The organism is Ensifer sp. ZNC0028 (assembly GCF_000799055.1).
In the GTDB taxonomy this organism is placed as follows: domain Bacteria; phylum Pseudomonadota; class Alphaproteobacteria; order Rhizobiales; family Rhizobiaceae; genus Ensifer.
The window spans coordinates 53,470-77,904 of record NZ_JTLA01000066.1 but is presented as its reverse complement, the minus strand read 5'-3'; the positions used below and the strand labels follow the sequence as shown (position 1 = coordinate 77,904).

The window sequence follows — 24,435 nt, the reverse complement described above, 5'->3', positions numbered from 1 at the left end:
AGGATGGCTTAATGCGCTCTATTGCGGATCCAAGGAGGTCCGTCATGGCAAAGCGCCCAAGATACGTATCGCCGAAACGGACGGGCTTGTACCCGATCGAGATCTGGACTGCCAGATGGCAATGGAGATGTTTTCCAATCGGTGGCCGAGTACGGCGAGGCCGCCGGCTGGACCGAGCGCGAGGTCGCCGACGCGCTGATTGAACTGGCGCGTAACCGGTCGTTCATGCTGGATGCCAAGGAGAAGATGTTCGAGGAAGCGGCCGGCGCCATCATTCGGAATGTCAAGACCTCCCCTCTCCACTGAGCTACTCAGTCTTCACCTTCCGAATGCACCAATCCCCACGCCCCGATCATCTCAGTCATCTCGCACGCGGTGTCTAACCCTCGTTCCGCGCCGCCGGCACGGCCTTGAAAGGTTCGCGGGGTCGAGCCGGAGCAGTGCCAGCTGTCGGGCCGCCAGTCTCTTTCCGGATTCGGCGGATGTATCCAACGCTGTCAATCCCGAGCCAATCAAGATCGGTCGACGGGTCGTTGCCGTCCAGTTCAGTGCCGCGCTGCAACCTACTCTCATGGCCCCTTAGTCGCGTTTCGGGGTCACTTATTTTGTCATCGATAAATTAGAAAGCAATCAAGGAACAAGGTCTGTATCGGTGAGTTGACACTCCGAGAAGGAGTTTCCCATGGTTTTTATACGACCGGAATTCGATTGCCGGGGCGGCGGAGGTGCTGACGTTTCAGGGCTGATCGCTTCGATCAAATTCGCCCTCGCGTCCGAAGCACCCTTCGATACGCAAAATCTCTGCTTCAGAGTGCTCGGAAGATCCATCGTCATAGAGGGGCAGGTCGGCCACTGTAGCGGTGACGATTTTGTCCGCCGCATTGCTGAGGATATTGCCGGCGCGGACCGGGTCCTCGTGCGCGTCGGCTGTCCTCGCAGCAACGGACTTTCGGCGACAGGCAACACCACAAGCATGGGGAAAGGTGATGCCTAGCATAGGCGGTAGTAGCGATAGCTTCGCAAATATTCTGACAGCACACGGACGCGAGCCAACCGATTTCCCCGACGATTGCCCGCTCGGAAAGGGCGACTTACACGAACCGCGCGAGCCGGTGCCGGAATTTGAAGCACCCCAGGATGAAGACGGCGAGACCGAGGAAATAGATCGCGACGGTATCCTTGATACAGACAGCGATGACCCCGACGACGGACCTTCCGACCAGCCATTCCTTTGGTCGATCGGCCGCTACATTGAACTGCCCTCCGAAAAACTCGCCACTGAGCGCCTGAAAAAAGCGAGCCTCTACCGATCCGGTAGAGGCTCGAGGTAGGCTCGTAAGCGCCATCAAGGTCGTCTAACTGAGGGCGCCGCTCTGATAGGCTATAGATAAAGCCGCAGGGCGCATATTCACCCAATGGGAGTGGATCGTATCGACCGATGTAGTTAAGTCACTAGATACACTCATTAATTTTTGAGCCGTGCAGTGGCAGCCGGCCAAAACGTCGGCGCACCCATCCACAATTCGAAACGGTCCTCGGTGCATTCGCTGCACCCTTGGCTGTGGGGCGTTGACTCTCCCCGTGCGCCGGAACATAATAGGAACATTCCACGGCGATGCGGCCGCCAACCTGAAAACTGACGAATGAACAACTTCGGTTGCTTGCCGAAGAGGAGAAGCTATGTCCGCCCCTCAGCGAAAAATTGAGACTGAAGAAAACATCGAGGTAGTGGACGAGGCTGCCGCAGCCGTAGCGTGGCACGACGGCGACAAGGATGCCACCATCCGCACTCTGCTGAACGACTGCAAGCACCTTCGCCGACAGGTGGCCTTGGCAGAAGGCTCGATGAGTGTGGGCTTTGCTCGGGGATGGCGCCCCAGCTTAGAGCGACCGAAGGATGATCAATCTTGAGCGATGATCCGTCCGCCACGAAGAAAAAGCTCGAGGGGCCGAGGGTGCATCTCTGCGAGCATCCCGGTTGCAAAAAGTGGGGCGGCCTCGGTTTCGCTAACGGCAAAGGCCCTTCCGCCTGGTTTTGCTTTGAACACCGGCCGCCGGCTTGGTTACCATCGAAACAGGCCTGAAAACCGCCCGTCGCGAGCCGAGACGCTCGTTCTTTCAATGCGGCACAAAACAAATCGATATTTTTCTTCTCTGGGAGATGACCTGTGCCCAATCACGATCAACTCGATCAAGCCATCTATATCCATCTCACGACGACACCGGCGCCGGCAAAGCGCGCACTGGCGGGCACAGGGCAATCTCGCAAGCGCGAGAGACCGAGTGCGCATCGGATCGCGACGGCGATCGTCAAGGCCATCCGCAAGAACCATCGGATCGAGCGACATGGGGTCACGGTGCCGGAAAGCGAAATAATAGACCTGTTGGCCGAAGAACTTTGGAACGTGCCCGAGGCAATTGCGAAGCATCTCGTGGGCGTTGATGCAACCAAGAGGGACGATGCCAAGCAGGTGATTACGTCCGCGCTGCTGTCCGCACTGACAACCAGGTACGAATGCACGTTCGTCAGGTCGGGAGGAGCCGCGGGACTGGGCCCTCAAACGCAACAATGAGCTAATGCAGTGCCGGAACAGAACGGACTGACCCGACAGCAGCGCATGCATACCTTATCGAAGGCCGAGGAAACGGGCCAAATTGTCAAGATCGACTGCATGTACTGTCGGATTGCACACCGCTATCGATGTCGAGACCTGTTGAAGCTATGCGGAGACGTGGCGATAGATGAGATCGCGCCAAACTTCCGTTGTGAGAAATGCGGTAACAAAGACTATCTAAGGGCGATTTTCGAGTTGCCCTGGGGCCATGACATTGGGAAGCTCCGCATCCGCAAGCTTGTCCGGGTGAAGGTTGTCCGCAAGCCGGTGTGGAAAGACGACGTCCTTTGAGGGAGAAGACGCGTGTGCAACCTCTATAATCTGACGACCAATCAGCAGGCGATCCGGGATTTTGTTGCCATTACCCACGATCTGGTCGGCAACCTGCAGCCGTCGATCGACGTCTATCCCGACCAATATGCCCCGATCGTTCGCAACAACGAGGATGGCCGCGAGCTCGCGCTGGTGCGCTGGGGAATGCCCTCATCGAGCCAAGCGCTGTTTGAGGCGGCCAAGAAGCGTGCTGACAAGCTGAGGGCAAAGGGAAAGGACGTCGACTTTGACGAGCTCCTGAAAATGGAGCCGGATGGTGGCACCACCAACGTTCGCAATACATCGAGCAAGCATTGGAAGCGCTGGCTTGCCGTCCAGAACCGGTGCGTCGTTCCCCTCACCCGCTTCGCTGAACCGGATCCGGCAAGCAAAGTGGAGGGCGGGCGTACGCCAAACGCGTGGTTCGCCAGCAGCGCGGATGAGCCGTTGATGTTTTTCGCGGGTATTTGGCTCAAGGACTGGACAAGCGTTCGCAAGATCAAGGATGGCTTGGTCACCCTAGACCTTTTTGCCTTTCTCACGACGGAGCCTAACAGCCTCGTCAAAGCTATCCACCCAAAAGCCATGCCTGTGATCCTGTCGTCTAAAGACGAGGTAGAAACCTGGCTTAAAGCGCCTTGGGAGGATGCCCGCACGCTGCAGCGTCCGTTGGCTGACGGTATGCTTAAGATTGTCGACGTGGCGGATCAGCCGAAGCAGATTGCTGCACCCGAGGCGCTGCTGCTGTGATGAAGTGGATCGCAGGTCTCGCAGCAGTGCTTTCCTGCTGTGATGCGGCTGTTGCCCAGGAGCCAGTTATTGGCCGCGCCTCGGTCATCGACGGGGACACAATCGAAATCTCAGGCGCCCGCATACGGTTGCACGGCGTCGATGCGCCGGAGAGTTGGCAGAAATGCCAGGATGACGATGGGGGCGATTACCGGTGCGGGAGGGTGGCCGCTCTTGCGCTCGACCGTTTTCTCGCTGCCTCGAGGCCCGTCCGCTGCGAGATTGTTGACCGCGATAGGTACCAACGCCTTGTCGGCGTCTGCTTCCGCGCCGACGGCGTAGAGGTCAATGAGTGGCTGGTTGCGAACGGATTTGCGGTCGATTGGACGCGCTACAGTGACGGCGCCTACGCCTTTGTTCAGGAGCGCGCGCGGAAACGAAAGCTTGGCATCTGGCAGGGTGAGTTTCAGCAACCTTGCGAAGCTCGGGGGCAGCGTACGAAGCACACCTCTGCATGTTGATGCAATGGATGCTGCGCAGCGTCGCAGCAGCTATAATGGAGGCGATAATAAAAAGGCCCCCTCTTGCCTAAGCAAGAAGAGACCAGGCGTCTGAGCGTTCGACTTCACAGACCAGACCATTGATGACAGAGGTTGAAAAAAATCATAGTGGCTTCACGCAGCTGTGCACCAGAAGTGATCAGCCTACGTTCGTCACGTGGCGCCCGGGTTTAGCGACTGTCTAAATCGCACTCCCACACCTCCGCCATTCTCAGCGATGAAATCAATGCCGGCATTTTCCAACGCCTGTCGAATCGCATTTAAGTTGGCACTCGTAAGAGATGTAGTTCCATCCTCAACTTCTGCCCTGCTCACCGTCGCGACACCTACGGCAGCCTCTCTTGCAAGCTCTTTTGCGCTCCATCGCAGCAGCGCACGGGCAGCCCGTATTTGCGCTCCGGTTAGCGCGGTCAATTTTGCGTCTCCGGTCGTTTCAGGTGCGGGATCATCGGAGATGCGCTGGTTCTACGGGGGAATTCACGGGCTCGATCTTTTGAAACGAATACCCACGCCGCCGCCGTTTTCGGGGATGAACTCGATGCCGGCTCGTTCAAAAGCTGAGACGATGCTAGCGAGATTGTTTGCTATGGGCACATGAGCGCCCCGTTCAAAATCAGCTATTGTTTGGCGAGACACGTTGGCAACCTTGGCGAGTTCTGCTTGACTCCAGCCCAACATCGCCCGCGCCCCACGGCACTGTTCCATCGTAAGGAGATCGTTCCTCAAGGCAAACTTTCTGATTGACTTCCGACATTTTGTAGGAAAAATTGCAACTGTCGATCGAACAGGTGCGGGAACACCTGCTCGATCTGACCACAACCTAAGCTGTCAGGAGCTCGGATCATGGCTGATTCCGACAATAGCAGAACTTTGTCTACGGTCACGCGAGGAGACTTTCATTCTCTTGTGCCAGCGTATTTACCCACATATCCAAAGGTTGAGGCCCATCAAAAGCTGGGGTTTAGCGATAACGTCAATGACTCCGCGATCTCGGCCTGGCAGCATTGGCGTGCCACTTGGGACCGTCTGAGCGAATCGACCCTCCATCAGCAACAACTCGAAACCGCCCTGTTTTCGCAAGCTGTTCCCTTATCGGAGCACAGCCAATCGCGCGCCTACAACGACGCGCTTGAAGAAGAGGACCGCGCAGCGCTGGCGGAGGAACGGGCGGCCCAGGCCTTATGGCCGATCCCGGCGTCGTCTGTCGCCGGCGTAATTGCCAAACTCGACGCAATCCTAAACCGCTGCCAGCCTTCGCCAACCTGCGTGGACGAGCCATGGCCTCAGGTCCGCGGGGTGATCGCTGATCTTCTCCGGATCGATGCGGTCGACGCTCGGCCCGCTCGATCGCCAGAACGCGAACATCGGCCGGCGTTGCAAGACGGCTGAACACGCCCGTTTGGGCTCACACAATCCGCTGATTTTCCCCGCGCCGAAGCCCCTTCGGCGCGAGCCTCTGACTCTGTCAAAAACAACAAGGAACTAACACATGAAACTGGGAAGACCTTTTCGCCCGCGCTTGATGTCGGCGTTTCTCGTGTCCGTCGCGCTCGGCGCGTCGTTGTCTGTGCCCGCCGGGGCGCAGGAAGCCGGCGAACTGCGCATCGCCACCTCCTACAAGCTGATGACGCTCGACCCGCACTACGCCAATCTCAACGAGAACACCTCGCTGCTTTCCCATATTTATGAGCGGCTTGTGTATCAGGACGAGGGCCTCGAGCTTAAACCCGGGCTTGCCATCTCCTGGCGGGCGCTTTCCTCGACGCAATGGGAGTTCAAGCTGCGCGACGGCGTCCGGTTTCATGACGGCTCGGTTTTTGACGCACAGGACGTCGTCTACTCGATCGAGCGGATCCGGGATTTCCTGAAGCCCCCGAGCGGCGGCTTTCGTTCCTCTGTCAGCGGCATCAAGGCGGTCTCTGCGCCCGATCCGCTGACGGTGGTCATCGAAACCAGCGGTACCGCCCCGACCCTGCCGCTCACCTTCTCGTCGATCTTCATGATGAACAAGCCGGCGAAGGGTTTTGAGACCACCGAAGCGCTCAATTCCGGTGCCGCGCCCAATGGCACCGGACCCTACCGGTTTGACAGCTGGAGCTCCGGCGAAAGCCTGAGGTTGACCCGCAACGACGGCTATTGGGGCGGCAAGCCGACCTGGCTGACGGTCGGGTTCCGCGTAATCGAGAACCCGGCGGCTCGTGTGGCTGCGCTCAGCACCGGTGAGGTCGATGTCGCCGATGCCATTCCGGCCCGCGATGTCGACGGTCTGAAGCAGCGCGGCGCCTGGATTGCCAGTATCGGTGCCGCCCGCATCAACTTCGTCCAGTTCGATGTGGCCCGCGACACCCTTCCCGGTGTGACCGACAAATCGGGAGAACCGATCGCCAACCCGTTCAAGAACCCGCAGGTGCGCCGCGCGCTGGCGCTTGCCACCGACCGCGGCATTCTTGCAGGCAAGATCCTCGCCGGTTATGGCGCCGCCGCCTCACAAGTGTTTCCGATCGGTCTGCCGGGCACGTCGGCCAAGCTGTTGCCTGAGGCTCCGGATTATGCGCAGGCCAAGGCGTTGCTGGCTAAGGCCGGATATCCTGATGGGTTCAATCTGGTGCTTGCCGGACCGGCCGGGCGCTATCCCGGCGACGCCGAGAGCCTGCAGGCGATTGCCCAGAGCTGGGCCCGCATCGGGATCAACGCCCAGCCCTCGACAGCGCCGTTCTCGGTGTTCAACACCAAACGGGCCGCCGGCGACTACGCCGTCTGGTATGGCGGCACCTCCGGTGAGGCCGTCGACATCATCCTTCGCGCACTGCTTGCTTCACCGAACAAGGAGCGCGGAACCGGTGCGTTGAACTTCGGCAAGTATCAGAACGTCGCCTTCGACGAGATGCTGGCCAGGGCGGAGAGAATTGCCGTCGGACCGGAGCGCAATGCCGCATTGGCTTCGGCAACAGAGCTGGTGATGGCCGATCAGCCGATCATCCCGCTCTACCACTTCCACCACATCGTTGGTTACGGCCCGCGCATCGGCTCTTACGTCATGCATCCGCGCGGCTGGACGACGGCGATGCAGACGCAGGCTGCGACGGAGTAAGCGCTGATGGGCATGATCTCAGTTGTGTTCGGAAGGCTGTCACAGGCCTTCCTGCTTCTCATCGCCATGTCGTTGATCGGCTTTATCGGCATTCACAGCGTCGGCAATCCGGTCTTCAACGTCGTCAACATCGAAACCGCCACGCCTGAGGACATTCAGGCGGCCACCATCGCGCTCGGTCTCGACCAGCCGATCTGGCGCCAGTACCTCGTCTTCATCGGCAATGTCGTCAGTGGCAACTTCGGCACCTCCTACATCTATCATCAGCCGGCCTTCACGCTGGTGATGAGCAAATTGCCGGCAACCCTGGAACTTGCCACGATCGCCATGCTGATCGCAGCCCCGCTTGGAACCGGGCTCGGTCTTCTTGCCGGCCGGCGCGTGGGCTCGCTGTTCGACCGGGCGCTGCTGAACGGCAGCGTGTCGGCGCTGAGTATTCCCTCATTCTGGCTGGCGATGATGCTGATCCTCGTCGGCGCCATCCTCACCGGTTGGTTTCCCTCCGGTGGCCGCGGGGAAACCGAGCGTGTCCTCGGTGAAGACTGGAGCTGGCTGACCGCCAACGGATTGTGGCACCTGGTGCTGCCGGCGCTCGCCTTGGCCATTCCGAACATCGCGTTGATCGCGCGGCTGTCGCGCTCCGGCACGATCGAGGTCGAGAGCCAGGATTTTACCCGGTTTTGCCGCGCCAAGGGCCTGTCGTCGCGACGGATCCTGATGCGCCACACGCTACCGAACATCAGCGTGCCGATCGTGACGATCATCGGCCTGCAGTTCGGCGGCATGCTTGCCTTTGCCGTGGTGGTGGAATCGATCTTCTCATGGCCGGGCGTCGGCAAGCTTCTGATCGACTCCATCCAGTTGCTCGATCGGCCGGTGGTGATGGCGACACTCACCTTCATCGCCGTCGCCTTCGTCGGGCTCAACGCCCTCGTCGATCTCTTCTACGCCGTGCTCGATCCGCGCGTGCGCCTGTCTTCTTGAGAGGGACCGTCATGAAAGCCCAAATCCTGAGCGCATTGAAGAAGCCCCGGCGCGGACCGGTGCTCACCCTGTCCAAAATCCTGCTCGTGAGCTACGTGCTCGTTGCCATTGCCGCACCCTTGATCGCACCGCAGAACCCTTATGATCCCTTGCAGATCTTCGGCTGGGAGGCGTCGTCTCCACCGGGAACGATGGGAAGCGGCGGCTATCTCTATCTGCTTGGAACTGACGGCCTCGGCCGCGATATCGTCAGCACCATTCTCTATGGCCTGCGCATCAGCCTGGTGGTGTCGATCGTCAGTTCCGCACTTGCCGCCCTGATCGGGCTGACCGCCGGGGTGAGTGCTGCCTACTTCGGCAAATGGGTCGATGTCGTCATCATGCGCCTCGTCGACCTGCAGCTCAGCCTGCCGACCATCCTGATTGCGCTGATTGCCATCGTCACGCTTGGACCGGGCATCGACCGGATCATTCTGGCACTGGTCATCGTGCAATGGGCGACCTATGCGCGGATCGCCCGTGGCGTCGCCTTAAGCGAGGTCAAGAAGCCCTACATGGATGCGGCCCGGCTGATGCGGCTGCCGACCTCCCGGATCATCTTCCGTCATCTGCTGCCCAACAGCATCGCACCGGCCATCACGCTCATCCCGATCGAGGTCGGCCATGCGGTGGCGCTGGAGGCGACGCTGTCCTTCCTCGGCCTTGGCGTTCCGATCGACAAGCCCTCGCTCGGCTCCGCCGTTGCCAACGGCTTCCAGTACCTGATGACCGGCCAATACTGGATCAGCCTGTTTCCGGGTCTCGCCCTCTTCGGCCTGATCGCTTCCATCAATCTCGTCGGCGAGGACGTTCGCCGCAGTCTCGATCCAAGGAACCAGACGCGATGACAGTGGAACACGTAAACACCATCCTGCAACCGACGTTGCCTCTATCCTCCTCAGTGCCTTCTTCGCCGCCAGCACTCCCCTTGTTGCGGGTCGAGAACCTTAGCCTTCGCCATGCCTCCACGGCCGGCCCGACGACGATCCTCAGCGACGTCAGCTTCGATCTTGGACGCGGCGAGATCCTTGGGATCATCGGTGAGTCCGGGGCCGGCAAGTCGACGGTCGGCAATGCCATCCTCGGACTGCTTGCGCCGGAGTTCCAGCAGACGTCGGGAACGATCAGCTTCGACGGTCGGGCGTTTGGCGCCATGACCGCCAGTGAGCGCGAGGCGCTGCGGGGAAAACGGATCTCGGCGATCTTCCAGGATCACACCGCTTCGCTCGATCCGCTGATGAGCGTCGGCGCGCAAGTTGCGGAAACCTGCCGTGCGGTCGATGGGGCTCTGTCGAAACGTGCGGCGCGCGCCCGGGCGATAGATCTGCTGGCGCGGGTCGGCATTCCCGAGCCGGAGCGGCGCTATGGCAACTACCCGCACCAGTTCTCCGGTGGCCAGCGGCAGCGCATCGTCATCGCGATCGCCCTTGCCGGCGCTCCCGACATCATCATCGCCGACGAGCCGACCTCGGCACTCGATGCCACGGTGCAGAAGCAGGTGCTGCAATTGCTGAGAACACTCGTCGATCAGACCGGTGTCTCGGTCATTCTCGTCACCCACGACATGGGGGTGATCGCCGAGATCACCGACCGGGTGCTGGTCATGAAGAAGGGCCAGGTGGTCGAGACGGATGCGACAGACATCATCCTCGATCAGCCACGCCATGATTATACGAAGAAGCTGCTTGCCGCCGTGCCACGGCTGCGCATCCCGGCAAAGGCAGCGAGGGTTGAGGACACGACTGCAGACGCTGGCGACAGGGGTGATGCCGTCAACTCTGAAACGGCCGATCGCGTCGATCGCCCGCTACTCCTGGCCGAAGGCATCTCGAAAGAGTTTTCCCCGCAGGGATTGGGCTTCGGCTTCGGCTTGGGACTTGGGCGCAAGCGCCCGAGCTTCGGTCTCAGCGATGTCGGCATCCGCCTGCCGCGCGGCACGATCACCGGCATTGTCGGCGAGAGCGGCAGCGGCAAGACCACCTTCGGCCGCATCCTTGCCGGTCTCGACAGCGCCCATCACGGCCGGATCGTGATCGGCGAGCAAAGCTATGAGGCGGCCTCAAGCGGCCGGCGCAGCGGTCTTCTCGGCCGGGTGCAGATGATCTTCCAGGACCCGTCTGTCTCGCTCAATCCGCGCATGACCATTGGCGAGACGCTTGAGGAAAGCATTCGCTTCAGTACGGCGGGTGGATCAAGAGACAAACCGGTTGCCGAGACGAGGGCTATGATGATGGATCGGCTCGGTCTCGCCCGGAGCCTGTCGTCGCGCCATCCGCATCAGCTCTCCGGTGGCCAGAAGCAGCGGGTCTGCATCGCTCGCGCGCTGCTTGCCAAGCCTCAGATCATCGTTGCGGATGAACCGACATCGGCCCTCGACGTCTCGGTGCAGGCCGAGATCGTCACGCTGTTGAAGGAAACCATCGCTGGAGAAGACATGACCATGGTGTTCATCTCCCATGACCTGGCGATCGTCCAGGCGATGTGCAGCGCCGTCTACATCTTCAAGAACGGGCGGGTCGAAGATTTTGGGTCCTCGGACTTCATCTTCTCGCGCTCCGACAATGCCTATACCCGCAGCCTGATTGCCGCCCGCCCCGAGCGCTTCACATGCTGAGGGGCGCGCTCCTTCCAGGACGGATCCGCGCGATCGCTGCACCCGCCACAATCTCCCAAAGCCTGGCGGGCATCGCCACAGAAGGTAATTCCATGAAAGACAGGTTCACCTTGGCTCTCACCGGCCAATCGCTGATCAAATACGACATCCGCGGCAACAGCGCCCCGGCCTTCGCCAAGGTACAGTCACTGCTGCGTGAAGCCGATCTCGCCTTCACCAACTTCGAAGGCACGATTCTTGGGCGTCACGGTGGCTGGCCGCTGAAAGGCTCGTTCTTCGGCTGTAGCGATCCGGTCGTGCTCGACTGCCTTCAGGGCATCGGCTTCGACGCGCTGTCGCTGTCGAACAATCATGCCTTCGACCTTGGTCCGTCGGGCGTGCTCTCGACGCTGGAAGAGGTCGAGAAGCGCGGCTTCCTGCATGCGGGTCTCGGTCGAGATCAGGGCGAAGTCTCTCAAGCGAGCCGTGCAACGGTATCCGGGCGGCCGATTGCCATCGTTGCAATGGACGGCGGTCCCGGTCCCGACTTCATGTATGCCGCCGATGGCAAGGAAGGCCGGCCGGCACGCCCGGGCGTCAATCGGCTCGGCATTACCCAGAGGATCGAGGTCGACGGTCCGGCCTTCGAACACCTGGCCGCCATCCGCGATCAGGTCGGCTACACCGCGATCGATCTTGCCAATGACAGCCAGCCGGATGACCGCCCGACCCTCGACCCGGAGACAGAGATCGCCATTGCCCGTGCCGTGTTCCGGCGGTCGGAGCGCTGCGGCCGCAGTGTCAACATCGATCAGGCGGATCTTGAGAGGAATCTCGCCGCCATCAGGGCTGCGGCGAAGGATGGCTCGCTGGTGGTCGCCTATCTGCACCATCATCATTGGGCGTCCGACTGGTACCAGGTGCCGGACTGGGTGAGTGGTGTCGCCCGCGCCTGCATCGATGCCGGCGCGTCACTGTTCGTCAGCCACGGTGCGCCGGTGCTGCAGCCGATCGAGATCTATCGCGGCCGGCCGATCTTCTACAGCCTCGGCAACTTCATCTTCCATGTGCGCTCCGAGAAGTCGACGTGGACGGCGCCGGAGGTCTGGGAAAGCGTCGTGGCGTCGCCGACGTTCGACGCCGACAACCATCTCGTCGAGATCAGACTGCATCCGGTCGTCATCGGCGGCGAACAAGGGCTGCAGGACGCCGTGCTGGAGCGGCGTCTGGCGCCGCATCTTGCGACCTGGGCCGGTGCTGAGCGGATCCTGGCGCGGCTTGCGGAGCAATCGGCTGGGCTCGGCACCGATATCCAGATCTTGGATGGTGTGGGCATCGTCCGAGTCTAGCCGGTCGCATCCCTATCCGCCTAGATCACCGGGCCGAAGCCGTCTTGGCCCGCATCACCCACATGAGGACCATCATGCACGTTCGCCAGGAACTGATCGACCGCTTCTTCCGCTATGCCGCGATCGAGAGCCAAAGCAATGGCCGCGTGCAATCGCTGCCGTCGTCGCCGGGTCAAGCGGCATTGGCCGCCCTGCTCGCCGACGAGATGCGGGCGCTGGGCTTGGCGGACGTTGTCGTCGATGGAAATGCCATCGTCACCGGTCTCAAACGCGGCAGTTGCCCCGACGCGCCGGCGATCGGCTTTATCGCCCATCTCGACACCGTCGACGTCGGGCTGTCGCCGTTCATCCGGCCGCAGATCCTGCGCTTTAACGGTAAGGACCTTTGCCTCAATGCCGAGGAAGACATCTGGCTGCAGGTCGCCGAGCATCCGGAGATGGCCCGCTGGCAGGGCGAAGACATCATCGTCAGTGATGGCACCAGTGTGCTCGGCGCCGACAACAAGGCGGCGATTGCCGTGATCATGACTATGCTCGGCCGGCTTGGCAACGAAGCGCATGGCGATGTCTTCGTCGCTTTCGTGCCGGACGAGGAGATCGGCTTGCGTGGCGCCAAGGCGCTCGATCTCTCCCGGTTTCCTTGCGATTTTTCCTACACGATCGACTGCTGTGAGCTGGGCGAAGTGGTGCTTGAGACGTTCAACGCCGCCTCCGCCGAGATCGTCTTTACCGGTGTCAGTGCCCATCCGATGTCGGCCAAGGGCAATCTCGTCAACCCGCTGACGATGGCGATCGAGTTCATGGCCCAGTTCGACCGCAACGACGCGCCGGAACACACCGGAGATCGGGAAGGATTCTTCTGGTTCAAGGATCTCGTCGCCAATGACAGCGAGGCGACACTTACCTGCCTGATCCGAGACTTCGACACCGATGGGTTCCATCAGCGCAAGCGGCGCATCGCCGAGATCGCGGAGCGGATCCGGTTAAGTTACCCCAGCGGTAACGTCCGCTACCAGATCACCGAGACCTATCGAAACATCGCCACCAGTTTGGCTAAGGACGATCGGGCGGTTTCCTTGCTCTTCACGGCGATGGACGAACTTGGGATCGACAAGAAGCTGATCCCGATGCGCGGCGGCACCGATGGCGCCGTGCTCTCGGCGCGTGGCATTCCGACGCCGAACTTCTTCACCGGCGCCTATAACTTCCATTCGCGCTACGAGTTCCTGCCGGCACCGGCGTTTGAACAGTCGTTCGAGGTGGCAATGGGGATTTGTCGGCTGGCGGCGGGGGCTTAAGAGCATAACCGGATCTGTCGCCTCAAAACAACCAGGGGCGAAGGAGATTAAACGATATCGAGCGTGACCCGCTGATCGAGCTTTGGCCTCATTTGGTTGGTGACTGTCGCGGCAACGGTGCGAGAGAACGACGGTCGTGCTGAGCCGGGTCTTCAATTGGGAGCGTTCCAATCCCGCTTGTCGGTGATGGCGTCCTGGCCCAGCTCCGGATCTTCCACGATCAACCCGTGAAGGGTCCGCTAGCTAAAGCTGCGGCCGCTTCGGCTTTCGCCTTCGCGGTGATCGCGCCCGTCCCCGGGCCTTCATTGGAGCCATCGAGCGGGAATTGGCCCGCTCCCAGATGGAGCCTCTTGAGATGTCGCACGATCTTGTCCTCGCACAGTCCCACGCCTTCCAGCTCTCACGCGACCTGATGGTCCCGGTCACCGTCTTCGAAGTCGACGGTCAATATGGCGTTCTGCCCTCTGACGAGATCGACGCAAGCGACGATCTCGAGGTCATCCATGAATTTCATCCATGGCCGGCTCATTGAGCCGGCCCCCTTCTGGTGCCCCTTGCGAGCGGCAGGCCGCAAGGGATGCTTTGCCGCGGGCAATTCCAGCTTGCATGATCCGACAATTGCGCGCTCGCGCCCTTGCGGTCTTTGCTCTTCGGGGCCCGCTGAAGGATGTCTGTGAATGGACGGGTAGGCAAGGATCATGGAGGCCGATCGCCGCGCGATCGGAGGCAAAATGAAGAGAAGAGAGATAGAAGCGCTGCGCGAGCAGGTCAGCTGTGCCGCAGTGCTTGAGCATGCCGGGTTTGCGATAGACGCGAAGGAGAGCACGCGGCGGGCGGTCAAGTTCCGCCGTGGTAGCGAGATCATCATCGTCACCCATGAGGGGCGTGGATGGTTCGATCCTCTATCCGAAGCGAAAGGCGATGTGTTTCGGCTCGTCGAACATCTCGATCATGTCGGCTTTGTCGGAGGCGCCGCGCGGGTCGCGGATCTCGTCGGGTTTCAGATCACGCAGCCGAAGTGGCAGTCGGCAAAGGATGGCGAGAGAGGTTACCTCTCGCTTCTCGATCGTTGGCAGGCTCGCCGCCGTCCCTGGCCCGGTTCGGCGACATGGCGCTACCTCAATGCTGAGCGTTGCCTACCTGCCTTCTTGCTCAAAACGGCGATCAAAGCGGACCTTCTGCGGGAAGGTCCGCAAGGTAGCATGTGGGCGGCGCATAGAGACCATGCAGGGGTATTGACCGGTTGGGAGGCGCGCGGTCCGCAATACCGGGGCTTTGCCTCTGGAGGAATGAAGGTTCTTTTCCGGTTCGGCTCGGATCGCGCGTCCCGCCTGGCTGTCACGGAAGCTGCGATCGACGCCATGAGTCTTGCGGCGATCGAGGGATTGCGCGACGGCACCGTCTATCTCAGCACCGGCGGCGGATGGTCGCCGACCACGGAGACAGCGTTGCGGGCGTTGGCCGCGGGGCCTGGTGTCCAGGTGGTTGCGGCGACGGACGGCAATCCGCAGGGCGATATGTTTGCCGACCGGTTGCGGACGCTTGCTGACGATGTGGGCTGTGACTGGACCCGGCTTCGCCCGCCCGCGGACGATTGGAACGAGGTTCTGAAGATCAGGGAAAAGGAAAAGAGGGAGAGGAAAGAAGGAGGAGGCATGCCGCATGCGCGCCGCCCGCGTCAAGGGAGGCTGCGCCCGGCTTAAGCCGGCCCTTGACCCAGACGACCGCGATGCCGGCAGCAGCCGAGGGGTCATGAAGGACTTAAGAGGAAGGCAAGGTCGAGAGGACCGTGCTGCTCTTCGGTCCGAAACCTTCAAAGGAGCCGCAGATGAACCCCTCTCCCACAATCCGAAAAGTCTTTCAGGGCGTCGCAAGCCGAGCGCAGATGTTCCGCATGTTCGACCGTCATCATCAACGGCCCAACCGCTGGGACGGCGATGCCACGCCGCTCTACGCCGGCGAATGGTTCGAGATCGGCGAGGCCGAGCACGACTATATGTTCGAAATCCTGCCCCCGCTCTGGATCCGCGGCTCGATGTTCGCGATGCGCGAGTTCCTCACCGGCTCGGTCACCAGTGTCTTCTTCGCGCTCCGGATCGACGAGGCGATCCGCCATTTCCACGGCTATTGCGAGCTTTCCGATCAAGCGTCCGTCGGGACGATGCGCGTTGCGATCATCGAACGTGAGAGCCGCCCGGTCCGCGCCATAACGCGCGAGGAACGCCTCGACCATATCTGGAGCAGCACAGCGGACGAGTATCGCGGCTATGCCGGCGAGCGCTGGCCAGAGGCCTTGCGCGGCAAGCGCACGGTGATGCTCTACGGCGGGAAAGGCGGCACGTTGCTGAAGCTCCTGGAAGACCTCAACGACGACGAGATCGCAGCCAAGCTGCCTGTACAACTGCGCCACCTCCATTCGCCGATCGCGGCTTGAGGAGATAGGGCCATGCTCACCTTTCCGCTCGCATCCGTGCGCGAGGTGATCGCGCGCGGCCGCGTCGATGCCGAAGCCAATGGCGCCTTTCGCTACCCCTATTATGGGCCGGCAAAGGACGGGTAGCCGGGCCTTTGGCTGGTCGGAGATCATGGGGTCCATCTTCTCTCCAACGGCAAGCTTGCCGGCGGCCAGAAGCCCCTCGTCGTCCATGCCAAGGAATGCAATCCGGCCACCCACGACGACTGGTTCGAGGTCAAGCGCCGGACGTTCGATGGCGACGACGGTGTCGATTTCCTCGATGCCGGCCAGCTGGAGGCGATGATGGCGGCAAGCCCCAATGCCACACATCTCCGTATCGCTTTCGCGGGAGACACGATGCAACGGATTTTGATCAGGCGCGACTAGCGCTCGGCCGACGATAGCCGCGCCGCGCACGCAGACGGCGACCTTTTCCACCCCTTCGCGTTCCCTCGACTGCCCCTTGCGGCGGTTCGATGACGCTCGCTCACAAGGAGTTTTCGATGAGCAACGAACCCTTCACCCTTGATATATCAGGCAGCAGCGCATTGTCGTCGGGACTTGGTCTTGGCGTTACCGCGTTCGGCGGCTTTGCCGCCAATGACGACGAGCCCGACCCAACCCCGTCCTCTCCTGCGCCCGCGCAGGCCCTGCCGGCGGCCAGGCGCTCGTTCCCGCGAAAGCAGGGTCAGCGTGCCAATTTCTACCTCGACGGGGGGGATCGCGCGCTCGCCGCGACCTGGAAAGAGCGGGCGCGGATCAATGTCGCGGCGATCCTCACGGCCAATGAACTCGAGAAGCTGGACTTGCCTGCAACTCCAGAAGCGCAAGCGAGACTGATCCGGTTCACCGGCTTCGGCGCCGGCGAACTGGCGAACGGCATGTTCCGACGGCCGGGGGAAGCCGACTTTCGCACAGGCTGGGACGATCTCGGCAGTTCGCTGCAATCGGCCGTCAGCGATGGCGATTACGCATCGCTCGCCCGTTGCACGCAATATGCCCACTTCACCCCCGAATTTGTCATCCGGGCAATCTGGAGGGGCCTGCAACGCCTCGGCTGGCGCGGCGGCCGCGTGCTGGATCCGGGCATCGGAACGGGCTTGTTTCCGGCGCTGATGCCGAAACAGTATCGCGATGCGAGCTACGTCACCGGGATCGAGCTCGATCCCGTCACGGCCCGCATCGCGCGATTGCTGCAGCCCAAGGCACGCATCATCAACGGTGATTTTGCGCACACCGAACTCAACGCGATCTACGATCTCGCAATCGGCAACCCGCCTTTCTCCGATCGGACGGTTCGCTCCGACCGGCAATATCGTTCGCTCGGTCTCCGGCTGCACGATTACTTCATCGCCCGGTCGATCGATCTCCTAAAGCCGGGCGCCCTGGCCGCCTTCGTCACCAGCGCCGGCACGATGGACAAGGCGGATCGCACTGCACGTGAGCATATTGCCAAGTGTGCTGACCTGATCGCGGCAATCCGTCTGCCCGAAGGCAGTTTTCGGCGTGACGCCGGCACGGACGTCATGGTCGACATCCTCTTCTTCCGCAAGCGCAAAGCAGGCGAACCGGAAGGCGACCTTTCGTGGCTCGACCTGGACGAGGTTCGGCCGGCTGTCGACGACGAGGGCCCGATCCGCGTGAACCGATGGTTCGCGCGGCATCCCGACTTCGTGCTCGGTGACCATACCGTGACCCCCGGTCCTTTCGGTGAGACCTATACGTGCCGGCCACGCGCCGGCGAGGAGCTCGAGGCGGCGCTGATGGCAGCCATCGGTCTTCTCCCGGAAGGCCTTTATGACGGCGAACCGACCCCCATCGACATCGATCTGGAGGACGAGCTCGGCGAGATCGTCGATCTTCGTCCCGACAATGCAAAGGTGCGCGAGGGCAGCTATTTCATCGATGTCCGGCATGGTCTCATGCAGGTCGTCGACGGTGAACAGGTCACGGTGCAGGTTCGCAAGGCCCGAAGCGGCGAGGGAATTTCGGAAAAGCATGTCCGCCTCATCCGCAAGCTGATCCCGATCCGTGATACCATGCGCGACGTCCTGAAGGCTCAGGAGCTGGATCGTCCATGGCGGGACTGCCAAGTGCGGCTACGCATCGCCTGGTCGAAATTCGTCCGCGACTTCGGGCCGATCAACCATACGACCGTCTCAGCGACCGAGGACCCCGAAACCGGAGAGGTGCGCGAAACCCATCGCCAGCCGAACCTGCAGCCATTCCGCGACGATCCCGATTGCTGGCTGGTCGCCTCCATTGAGGACTATGACCTCGAAACCGACACCGCCAGGCCCGGTCCGATCTTTTCCGAACGCGTCATCGCACCACCTCCCCCGCCGATCATCACCTCCGCGGCCGATGCCTTGGCCGTCGTGTTGAACGAGCGCGGACGCGTCGACCTCGATCATATCGCCGAGCTTCTGCATTGCGACACGGATGCGGTTCTCGATGCGCTCGGGGACACGATCTTTCGTGATCCGGCCGACGGCTCCTGGCAAACCTCGGACGCCTATCTCTCCGGCGCTGTGCGCACGAAGCTCGGCGTCGCAGAAGCGGCCGCCGCGCTCGATGCCGCCTACAAGCGCAATGTCGGGGCGCTCCGGGCGGTGCAGCCCGCCGATCTCCGCCCGTCCGACATCACCGCTCGGCTGGGCGCACCCTGGATCCCCGCAACCGATATCGTCGACTTCGTGCACGAGACGATGGACGCTGAGATCAAAATCCACCACATGCCGGAACTCGGCTCGTGGACCGTCGAGGCGCGGCGGCTCGGTTGGACGGCCGCCGGCACATCCGAGTGGGGCACCGATCGCCGTCACGCCGGCGAGCTGCTCGCCGATGCGCTGAACAGCCGAGTGCCGCAGATTTTCGACGTCTTCAAGGACGCCGATGGCGAGCGACGGGTCCTGAACGTCGTCGACACCGAGGCCGTGCGCGACAAGCTGCAGAAGATCAAGCAAGCGTTTCAGAACTGGGTCTGGACGGACCCCGATCGGAGCGACCGGCTGGCGCGGGCCTACAACGACCGCTTCAACAATATCGCGCCTCGAAAGTTCGACGGCTCTCATCTGAAACTCCCGGGCGCTTCCGGCACCTTTGTTCTTTATGGGCACCAGAAACGCGGTATCTGGCGGATCATCTCGGCCGGCTCGACCTATCTCGCCCACGCCGTCGGCGCCGGCAAGACGATGACGATGGCTGCCGCCATCATGGAGCAACGTCGGCTTGGACTGATTGCAAAGGCGATGCTGGTCGTCCCCGGGCATTGCCTGGCCCAGGCCGCTCGGGAGTTTCTGGCGCTCTACCCAAATGCCCGCATCCTCGTCGCCGACGAGACGAATTTCACGAAGGACAAGCGCGCCCGCTTCCTGTCGCGGGCGGCAACGGCGACCTGGGATGCGATCATCATCACCCATTCGGCGTTCCGGTTCATCGCGGTCCCGTCAATGTTCGAACAGCAGATGATCCAGGATGAGCTCGAACTCTACGAGGACCTGCTCACCAAGGTCGACGGCGAGGATCGAGTCTCAAGGAAAAGGCTGGAGCGGCTCAAGGAAGGCCTCAAGGAACGGCTCGAGGCGCTGTCGACCCGCAAGGACGATCTGCTGACAATTTCCGAAATCGGCGTCGACCAGATCGTGGTCGACGAGGCGCAGGAATTCCGCAAGCTCTCGTTTGCGACCAACATGTCGACACTCAAGGGTATCGATCCCAACGGCTCGCAGCGCGCCTGGGATCTCTACGTCAAATCGAGTTTCATCGAAACCAGGAATCCGGGGCGCGCGCTCGTGCTCGCCTCCGGTACGCCGATCACCAACACGCTCGGCGAGATGTTCTCGGTGCAGCGGCTGCTCGGGGCCGGCGCGTTGCGCGAGCGCGGGCTGCACGAATTCGATGCCTGGGCCTCGACTTTCGGCGACACCACGACGGAACTGGAGATCCAGCCTTCCGGCAAATACAAGCCGGTCAGCCGGTTCGCGAGCTTCGTCAACGTGCCGGAACTGATCGCGATGTTTCGGTCCTTCGCCGACGTGGTGATGCCGGACGATCTCCGCGAATACGTCAAGGTGCCCAATATTTCGACAGGCCGGCGGCAGATCCTGACGGCCAAGCCGACCCAGGCCTTCAGGAACTACCAGACGATCCTCGACGCCCGCATCAAGGCGATCGAGATGCGCGAGGGACCGGCAAAGCCCGGCGACGATATCCTGCTTTCCGTGATCACCGACGGGCGCCATGCGGCAATCGATCTCCGCCTGATCGATGCGGACAATGACAACGAACCGGACAACAAGCTCAACCTGCTCGTCCAGAATGCCTACCGCATCTGGCAGGAGACCTCACAGAGCATCTATCTCCGTCCGGACGGCAAACCATTCGATCTGCCCGGCGCGGCGCAGATGATCTTTTCCGATCTCGGCACCATTAATGTCGAGAAGAGCCGAGGTTTTTCGGCTTACCGCTGGATCAGGGACGCGCTGGTCCGCCTGGGCGTTCCCGCTTCGGAAATCGCCTTCATGCAGGACTACAAAAAGACGGAGGCCAAGCAGAGATTGTTCGGCGACGTGCGCTCCGGCAAGGTCCGCTTCCTGATCGGCTCTTCCGAAACGATGGGGACGGGCGTGAATGCGCAGCTTCGCCTCAAGGCGTTGCATCATCTCGATGTCCCATGGTTGCCGTCACAGATCGAACAGCGCGAGGGCCGGATCGTGCGCCAGGGCAATCAGCACGATGAAATCGATATCTTCGCCTACGCCACGCAAGGCTCGCTCGATGCCTCGATGTGGCAGAACAACGAACGCAAGGCCCGCTTCATTGCGGCAGCACTTTCCGGTGACACCTCCATCCGCCGGCTCGAAGATCTCGGCGACGGGGCGGCCAATCAGTTTGCGATGGCCAAGGCGATTGCGAGCGGCGACGAGCGGTTGATGCGGAGGGCGGGTCTCGAGGCGGACATCGCGCGTCTCGAACGGTTGCGCGCCGCCCATGACGACGATCAATATGCTGTGCGCCGGCAGATCCGTGACGCCGAACGCGATATCGAGATCTCGAAGCGGCGGATTGCGGAAATCGGAAAAGACATCGAGCGCCTTGTTCCGACTGCGGCTGACGCCTTTGCCGTCACCGTCGTCGGTGAGCCTTTCGACGAGCGGAAAGCCGCCGGTCGCGCCTTGATGAAGGAAACCCTCACCCTTGTTCGGCTCCAGCAGGAGGGCGAGATCGTCATCGCCTCGATCGGAGGCTTCGATCTCGTGTTCCAGGGCGAACGCTTCGGCAAGGGTGACGGTTATCACTACACGACGCTCCTCCAGCGCACCGGTGCGACCCAAGAGATCGATCTGCCGGTGACGGTGACGCCGCTCGGCGCCGTCGCCCGGCTCGAACACGCGCTTGATGGTTTTGACGGCGAGCAGGATCGCTATCGCCAACGGCTGCAAGACGCACATAAGCGCCTTGCCTCCTATCATTCGCGCGAGGGTGCTGCGTTCGCCTTTGCGGGGGAACTGGCCGACAAACGCCGACAACTGCGGGAGGTCGATGAGGCGCTGGCGCAAACCGCCCGCGATGACGTTGAGATGCAGATGACTGCCTAGCTCGGCTACTAGAGCGCCCAATCGCCTTAGATCGACCGGCCCAAACTAATCAGCGAACAGAATGGCAAGTCGGTGGCGCCATGCAGGACATGGACGATGACCACTTTCGTGCCCTCGACGCGGTAGAAGATCAGGTCGTTGCCGTGAACGCGCCGACGGATACCATGGTGCTCGTAGCCGGGGGACGAGGGCGAAGCCGTTCGGACTATCGACGAGATTCTCACACTTGCTCCGCAGCTCCCGGACGAATGACAGGGCGAGCCGGGGATTGTCCTGAGCGATGTAATCGGCGATCTGCTCGAGATCGTTTTCCGCCTCGTAGGAAAACTTAAGGATCATGCCGATTTGTCGGCCTTGTCAGCCATCGCACTGTATTTGGCCTCGAGTCGATCGAAGACATCGCTCGCCGGCTTCGTTCGGCCAGCATCCGCATCGGCAATGCCGCGCGTGATGGACGCATCCAGCGCCGCAAGACGGGTCTCGCGGTCCTGGACCAGTCGCAGACCTTCCCGCAGGACTTCGCTTTTCGAACCATAGCGGCCTGTGTCGACGAGTTGCTGAATGTAGCTTTCGAGCTGCTTTCCGAGATCGGCACTGATCACGCTTGTCTCCATCGAATGTAATGGAAGGCAAGGTAGGCATCTTATCAACTGTTATCTATCCTCGTCGCAATCACCCGCATTCCAGTTGTAAGCGGTGAAACAGGAAGAAGAAATGGAAGATAAAGGGAGGGAAACCCCGCTCGCAGATCGGTCTGCCGGTCGCCGCTTCCGCTCAACCGCCGTCTCCGCATCCCGGCCACTCGTCCTTCGCAGGGCTATCAGCCCCGCTTTTCCTTCGCGGCAGTGATGCTCGACCGCAGTTGCCCCCGGCCGCCCGCTCTACGGTTCGGAAGGTGTCTTCAGGAAAGAATGAAGACAGGAAGGATCGGCAGACGCCGTATCCCAGATCCGGGAAAAGGAGCATCCCATGTATCTCATGAAGGTCGATCCCCGTGCGCTCAAGGACAATCCCGACAACACGCGCCAGTCGAAATCGACGCCGCAGTCAGACGCACTGCTGCTGGCGACGATCAAGGCCGTCGGCGTCATCCAGCCGCCGGTTGTCTTCCCCGAGCGCGACGGCGGTAATTGCTTCATCATCGAGGCGGGCCATCGCCGTCGACGCCAGGCTGTCGCCGCCGGCCTCGAGGAGATCGAGGTGCTGGTGGTGGAGGCCGCCAACGACAACGGCGCCATGCGCTCGATGGTCGAGAATATCGCTCGTGAGCCGCTGAACCCGGTCGATCAATGGCGGGGGATCGAACGTCTCGTCGCGCTCGACTGGACCGAGGAGGCCATCGCCGCCGCCCTCACTCTGCCGGTGCGGCAGATCCGCAAACTCCGGGTGCTCGCCAACGTCCTACCGGCCATGCTGGATCACATCGCGAAGGGTGACATGCCATCCGAGCAACAGCTGCGCACCATCGCCGCCGCCACGCTCGATGAGCAAAGGGAAGTATGGAAGGCGCACAAGCCCAGGAAGGGCGGCACGGCGTCGTGGTGGTCGGTTGCCAGCGCGCTTTCGAAGAAGCGGATGTACGCCAAGGATGCCAGCTTTGGCGACGATCTGCGGGAGGCCTACGGCATCGAGTGGGTGGAAGATCTCTTCGCCCCGGCCGACGAGGACAGCCGCTACACCACCAATGTCGAAGCCTACCTCGGCGCCCAGCAGGAGTGGATGACGATCAACCTGCCGAAGAAGGGCGCGATTGTCGAGGTCAACAACTATGGCCAGCCGGAACTGCCCAGGAAGGCTGAGCGTGTTTACGGCAAGGGCGGCAAGGGCGACAGCACCGCCCTGTATCTCGATCGCGAGGGCAAGGTGCAAGCGGTCCACTACCGGATGCCGGAAGCCAGGAAGCTGAATGGGCAGGCCGGCACATCGGCAGAGAGCCCAGCTGGAGTCGACGACGAGGCAATCTCGGCGTCGAAGGCACGCCCCGACGTCACGCAGAAGGGCCAGGACATGATCGGCGATTTCCGCACCGATGCGCTTCATGAGGCGCTCGGCCGGGCGCCGATCGCCGACGACATGCTGATGGCCTTGCTCGTGCTCGCCTTCTCCGGGCAAAACGTTCGCGTCGACTCGGGCAGCAACGACAACGTGTTCGGGACGAAGCGCATGCAACGTCACGCCGCCCGCCTCTTCTCCGAAGATGGCAGGCTGTCGTTCGATATGGAGACGGTTCGAGTCGCCGCCCGTTCGATACTGATTGAGGTCTTCTCCTGCAGGCGCAACATCTCGAACAGCGGTGTGGTCTCGCGCATCGCCGGCGAAGCGATCGGCGCCGATGGCTTCCTGCCGAACATGGGCACGGAAGACTTTCTCGTGTGCCTGTCGCGCCAGGCGCTCGAGGCGGCGGCGAAGGAGGCGAGTATCCATCCCCGTCCCCGTGTGCGCGAGACGCGCGCGGCGCTCGTCGACCACTTCAAGGACGTCCAGTTCGTACACCCGGTGGCCTTCTTCTCGCCGAACCCGAAGGACGTCGCCGACCTGATAAAGCATGCCGACCATCTCGACGACGGTCGCGATGATGTTCCTGCGGGTGGCTCGGACACCGAGGACGATGCCTCCGCGTCCGACGCAGCCGATCCGGGCGTCGATCAGTTCGGAGAACCGCAAAACGTACGCGACAGCCACGCTTCGGATGAGGACGAAACCGCCTACGGGATCGCTGCGGAGTAGTCCCCTCCTCTAACACTCATTCCCTCAATCGCGCCGCCGGCCATCACCGGCGGCGCATTCGTTTTCATCATCCGCAAAACATG

General features: G+C 61.7%; 21 protein-coding genes and 2 pseudogenes. 20 read left to right on the top strand and 3 right to left on the bottom strand.

All coding sequences use genetic code 11. The features are described from left to right. Positions 1-141: 141 nt before the first annotated feature. The 7 genes from L981_RS34540 to L981_RS15455 all read left to right on the top strand — a co-directional run bounded on the left by L981_RS34540 (position 142) and on the right by L981_RS15455 (position 4,177). The gene (locus L981_RS34540) at positions 142-306 is read left to right on the top strand and encodes a hypothetical protein (RefSeq protein WP_156134103.1); all 165 of its coding nucleotides are present in this window, start codon (positions 142-144) and stop codon (positions 304-306) included. 376 nt (positions 307-682) lie between these two features. After that, complete coding sequence (locus L981_RS15485; RefSeq protein ID WP_245281642.1) at positions 683-994, top strand: hypothetical protein; 312 nt, start codon at positions 683-685, stop codon at positions 992-994. After that, the gene (locus L981_RS34535; protein ID WP_156134102.1) at positions 987-1,331 is read left to right on the top strand and encodes a hypothetical protein; all 345 of its coding nucleotides are present in this window, start codon (positions 987-989) and stop codon (positions 1,329-1,331) included. The genes L981_RS15485 and L981_RS34535 overlap by 8 nt, the downstream gene beginning before the upstream one ends. A 349-nt stretch (positions 1,332-1,680) precedes the next feature. After that, entirely contained in the window at positions 1,681-1,911 is a 231-nt protein-coding gene (locus tag L981_RS15475) for a hypothetical protein (RefSeq protein ID WP_043617728.1), read from the top strand. A gap of 257 nt (positions 1,912-2,168) precedes the next feature. After that, positions 2,169-2,573, top strand: a complete 405-nt coding sequence (locus L981_RS15470) for a hypothetical protein (RefSeq protein ID WP_043617726.1) — start codon at positions 2,169-2,171, stop codon at positions 2,571-2,573. A gap of 345 nt (positions 2,574-2,918) precedes the next feature. Next, positions 2,919-3,677, top strand: coding sequence for an SOS response-associated peptidase (locus L981_RS15460; protein ID WP_043617724.1), 759 nt, complete (start codon positions 2,919-2,921; stop codon positions 3,675-3,677). Further along, on the top strand, positions 3,677-4,177 hold the full coding sequence (locus tag L981_RS15455; RefSeq protein ID WP_043617723.1) for a thermonuclease family protein: 501 nt from the start codon (positions 3,677-3,679) through the stop codon (positions 4,175-4,177). Before L981_RS15460 ends, L981_RS15455 begins: the two co-directional genes overlap by 1 nt. Positions 4,178-4,693: 516 nt before the next feature. Here the strand turns inward: L981_RS15455 and L981_RS33830 are convergent. Next, the gene (locus L981_RS33830; RefSeq protein ID WP_245281641.1) at positions 4,694-4,942 is read right to left on the bottom strand and encodes a helix-turn-helix transcriptional regulator; all 249 of its coding nucleotides are present in this window, start codon (positions 4,940-4,942) and stop codon (positions 4,694-4,696) included. 117 nt (positions 4,943-5,059) lie between these two features. Between L981_RS33830 and L981_RS15440 the strand changes: the two genes are divergently transcribed. The 12 genes and pseudogenes from L981_RS15440 (at position 5,060) to L981_RS15385 (ending at position 21,625) form a co-directional block, all read left to right on the top strand. Further along, a complete protein-coding gene (locus L981_RS15440; protein WP_043617719.1) occupies positions 5,060-5,605 on the top strand; it encodes a hypothetical protein in 546 nt (181 codons plus the stop codon). Between the two features lie 100 nt (positions 5,606-5,705). Next, on the top strand, positions 5,706-7,307 hold the full coding sequence (locus L981_RS15435) for an ABC transporter substrate-binding protein (RefSeq protein ID WP_043617716.1): 1,602 nt from the start codon (positions 5,706-5,708) through the stop codon (positions 7,305-7,307). Between the two features lie 6 nt (positions 7,308-7,313). Continuing rightward, positions 7,314-8,291, top strand: a complete 978-nt coding sequence (locus L981_RS15430) for an ABC transporter permease (protein ID WP_082006039.1) — start codon at positions 7,314-7,316, stop codon at positions 8,289-8,291. Positions 8,292-8,302: 11 nt separating this feature from the next. Next, positions 8,303-9,178: an ABC transporter permease gene (locus tag L981_RS15425; protein WP_043617713.1), complete on the top strand. Its 876-nt coding sequence runs from the start codon at positions 8,303-8,305 to the stop codon at positions 9,176-9,178. Beyond that, positions 9,175-10,944 carry an ABC transporter ATP-binding protein gene (locus L981_RS15420; RefSeq protein WP_082006038.1) on the top strand — a complete coding sequence of 590 codons (1,770 nt, stop codon included), beginning with the start codon at positions 9,175-9,177 and terminating at the stop codon, positions 10,942-10,944. Before L981_RS15425 ends, L981_RS15420 begins: the two co-directional genes overlap by 4 nt. A gap of 92 nt (positions 10,945-11,036) precedes the next feature. Then, positions 11,037-12,272, top strand: a complete 1,236-nt coding sequence (locus L981_RS15415; RefSeq protein ID WP_043617708.1) for a CapA family protein — start codon at positions 11,037-11,039, stop codon at positions 12,270-12,272. A gap of 74 nt (positions 12,273-12,346) precedes the next feature. Then, entirely contained in the window at positions 12,347-13,570 is a 1,224-nt protein-coding gene (pepT, locus tag L981_RS15410; protein ID WP_043617705.1) for a peptidase T, read from the top strand. 355 nt (positions 13,571-13,925) lie between these two features. Further along, the gene (locus tag L981_RS35085; RefSeq protein WP_043617703.1) at positions 13,926-14,102 is read left to right on the top strand and encodes a hypothetical protein; all 177 of its coding nucleotides are present in this window, start codon (positions 13,926-13,928) and stop codon (positions 14,100-14,102) included. 166 nt (positions 14,103-14,268) lie between these two features. Continuing rightward, the gene (locus L981_RS15400; protein WP_245281640.1) at positions 14,269-15,273 is read left to right on the top strand and encodes a DUF3991 and toprim domain-containing protein; all 1,005 of its coding nucleotides are present in this window, start codon (positions 14,269-14,271) and stop codon (positions 15,271-15,273) included. A 125-nt stretch (positions 15,274-15,398) separates the two neighbouring features. Then, a complete protein-coding gene (locus L981_RS35080; protein ID WP_043617862.1) occupies positions 15,399-16,004 on the top strand; it encodes a DUF1419 domain-containing protein in 606 nt (201 codons plus the stop codon). A gap of 12 nt (positions 16,005-16,016) precedes the next feature. Beyond that, a pseudogene (locus L981_RS15390) lies at positions 16,017-16,412 on the top strand (DUF3085 domain-containing protein). Positions 16,413-16,528: 116 nt separating this feature from the next. Continuing rightward, complete coding sequence (locus L981_RS15385; protein ID WP_043617859.1) at positions 16,529-21,625, top strand: DEAD/DEAH box helicase family protein; 5,097 nt, start codon at positions 16,529-16,531, stop codon at positions 21,623-21,625. Between the two features lie 26 nt (positions 21,626-21,651). Here L981_RS15385 and L981_RS33820 read toward each other — a convergent pair. Further along, positions 21,652-21,964, bottom strand: a pseudogene (locus L981_RS33820) (type II toxin-antitoxin system RelE/ParE family toxin). Next, entirely contained in the window at positions 21,961-22,227 is a 267-nt protein-coding gene (locus L981_RS15380) for a type II toxin-antitoxin system ParD family antitoxin (protein WP_043617856.1), read from the bottom strand. The pseudogene L981_RS33820 and the gene L981_RS15380 overlap by 4 nt, the downstream one beginning before the upstream one ends. Before the next feature lie 367 nt (positions 22,228-22,594). Here L981_RS15380 and L981_RS15375 point away from each other — a divergent pair, with 367 nt between their 5' ends. Next, the gene (locus L981_RS15375; RefSeq protein ID WP_043617700.1) at positions 22,595-24,352 is read left to right on the top strand and encodes a ParB/RepB/Spo0J family partition protein; all 1,758 of its coding nucleotides are present in this window, start codon (positions 22,595-22,597) and stop codon (positions 24,350-24,352) included. The last annotated feature ends 83 nt before the right edge of the window (positions 24,353-24,435 follow it).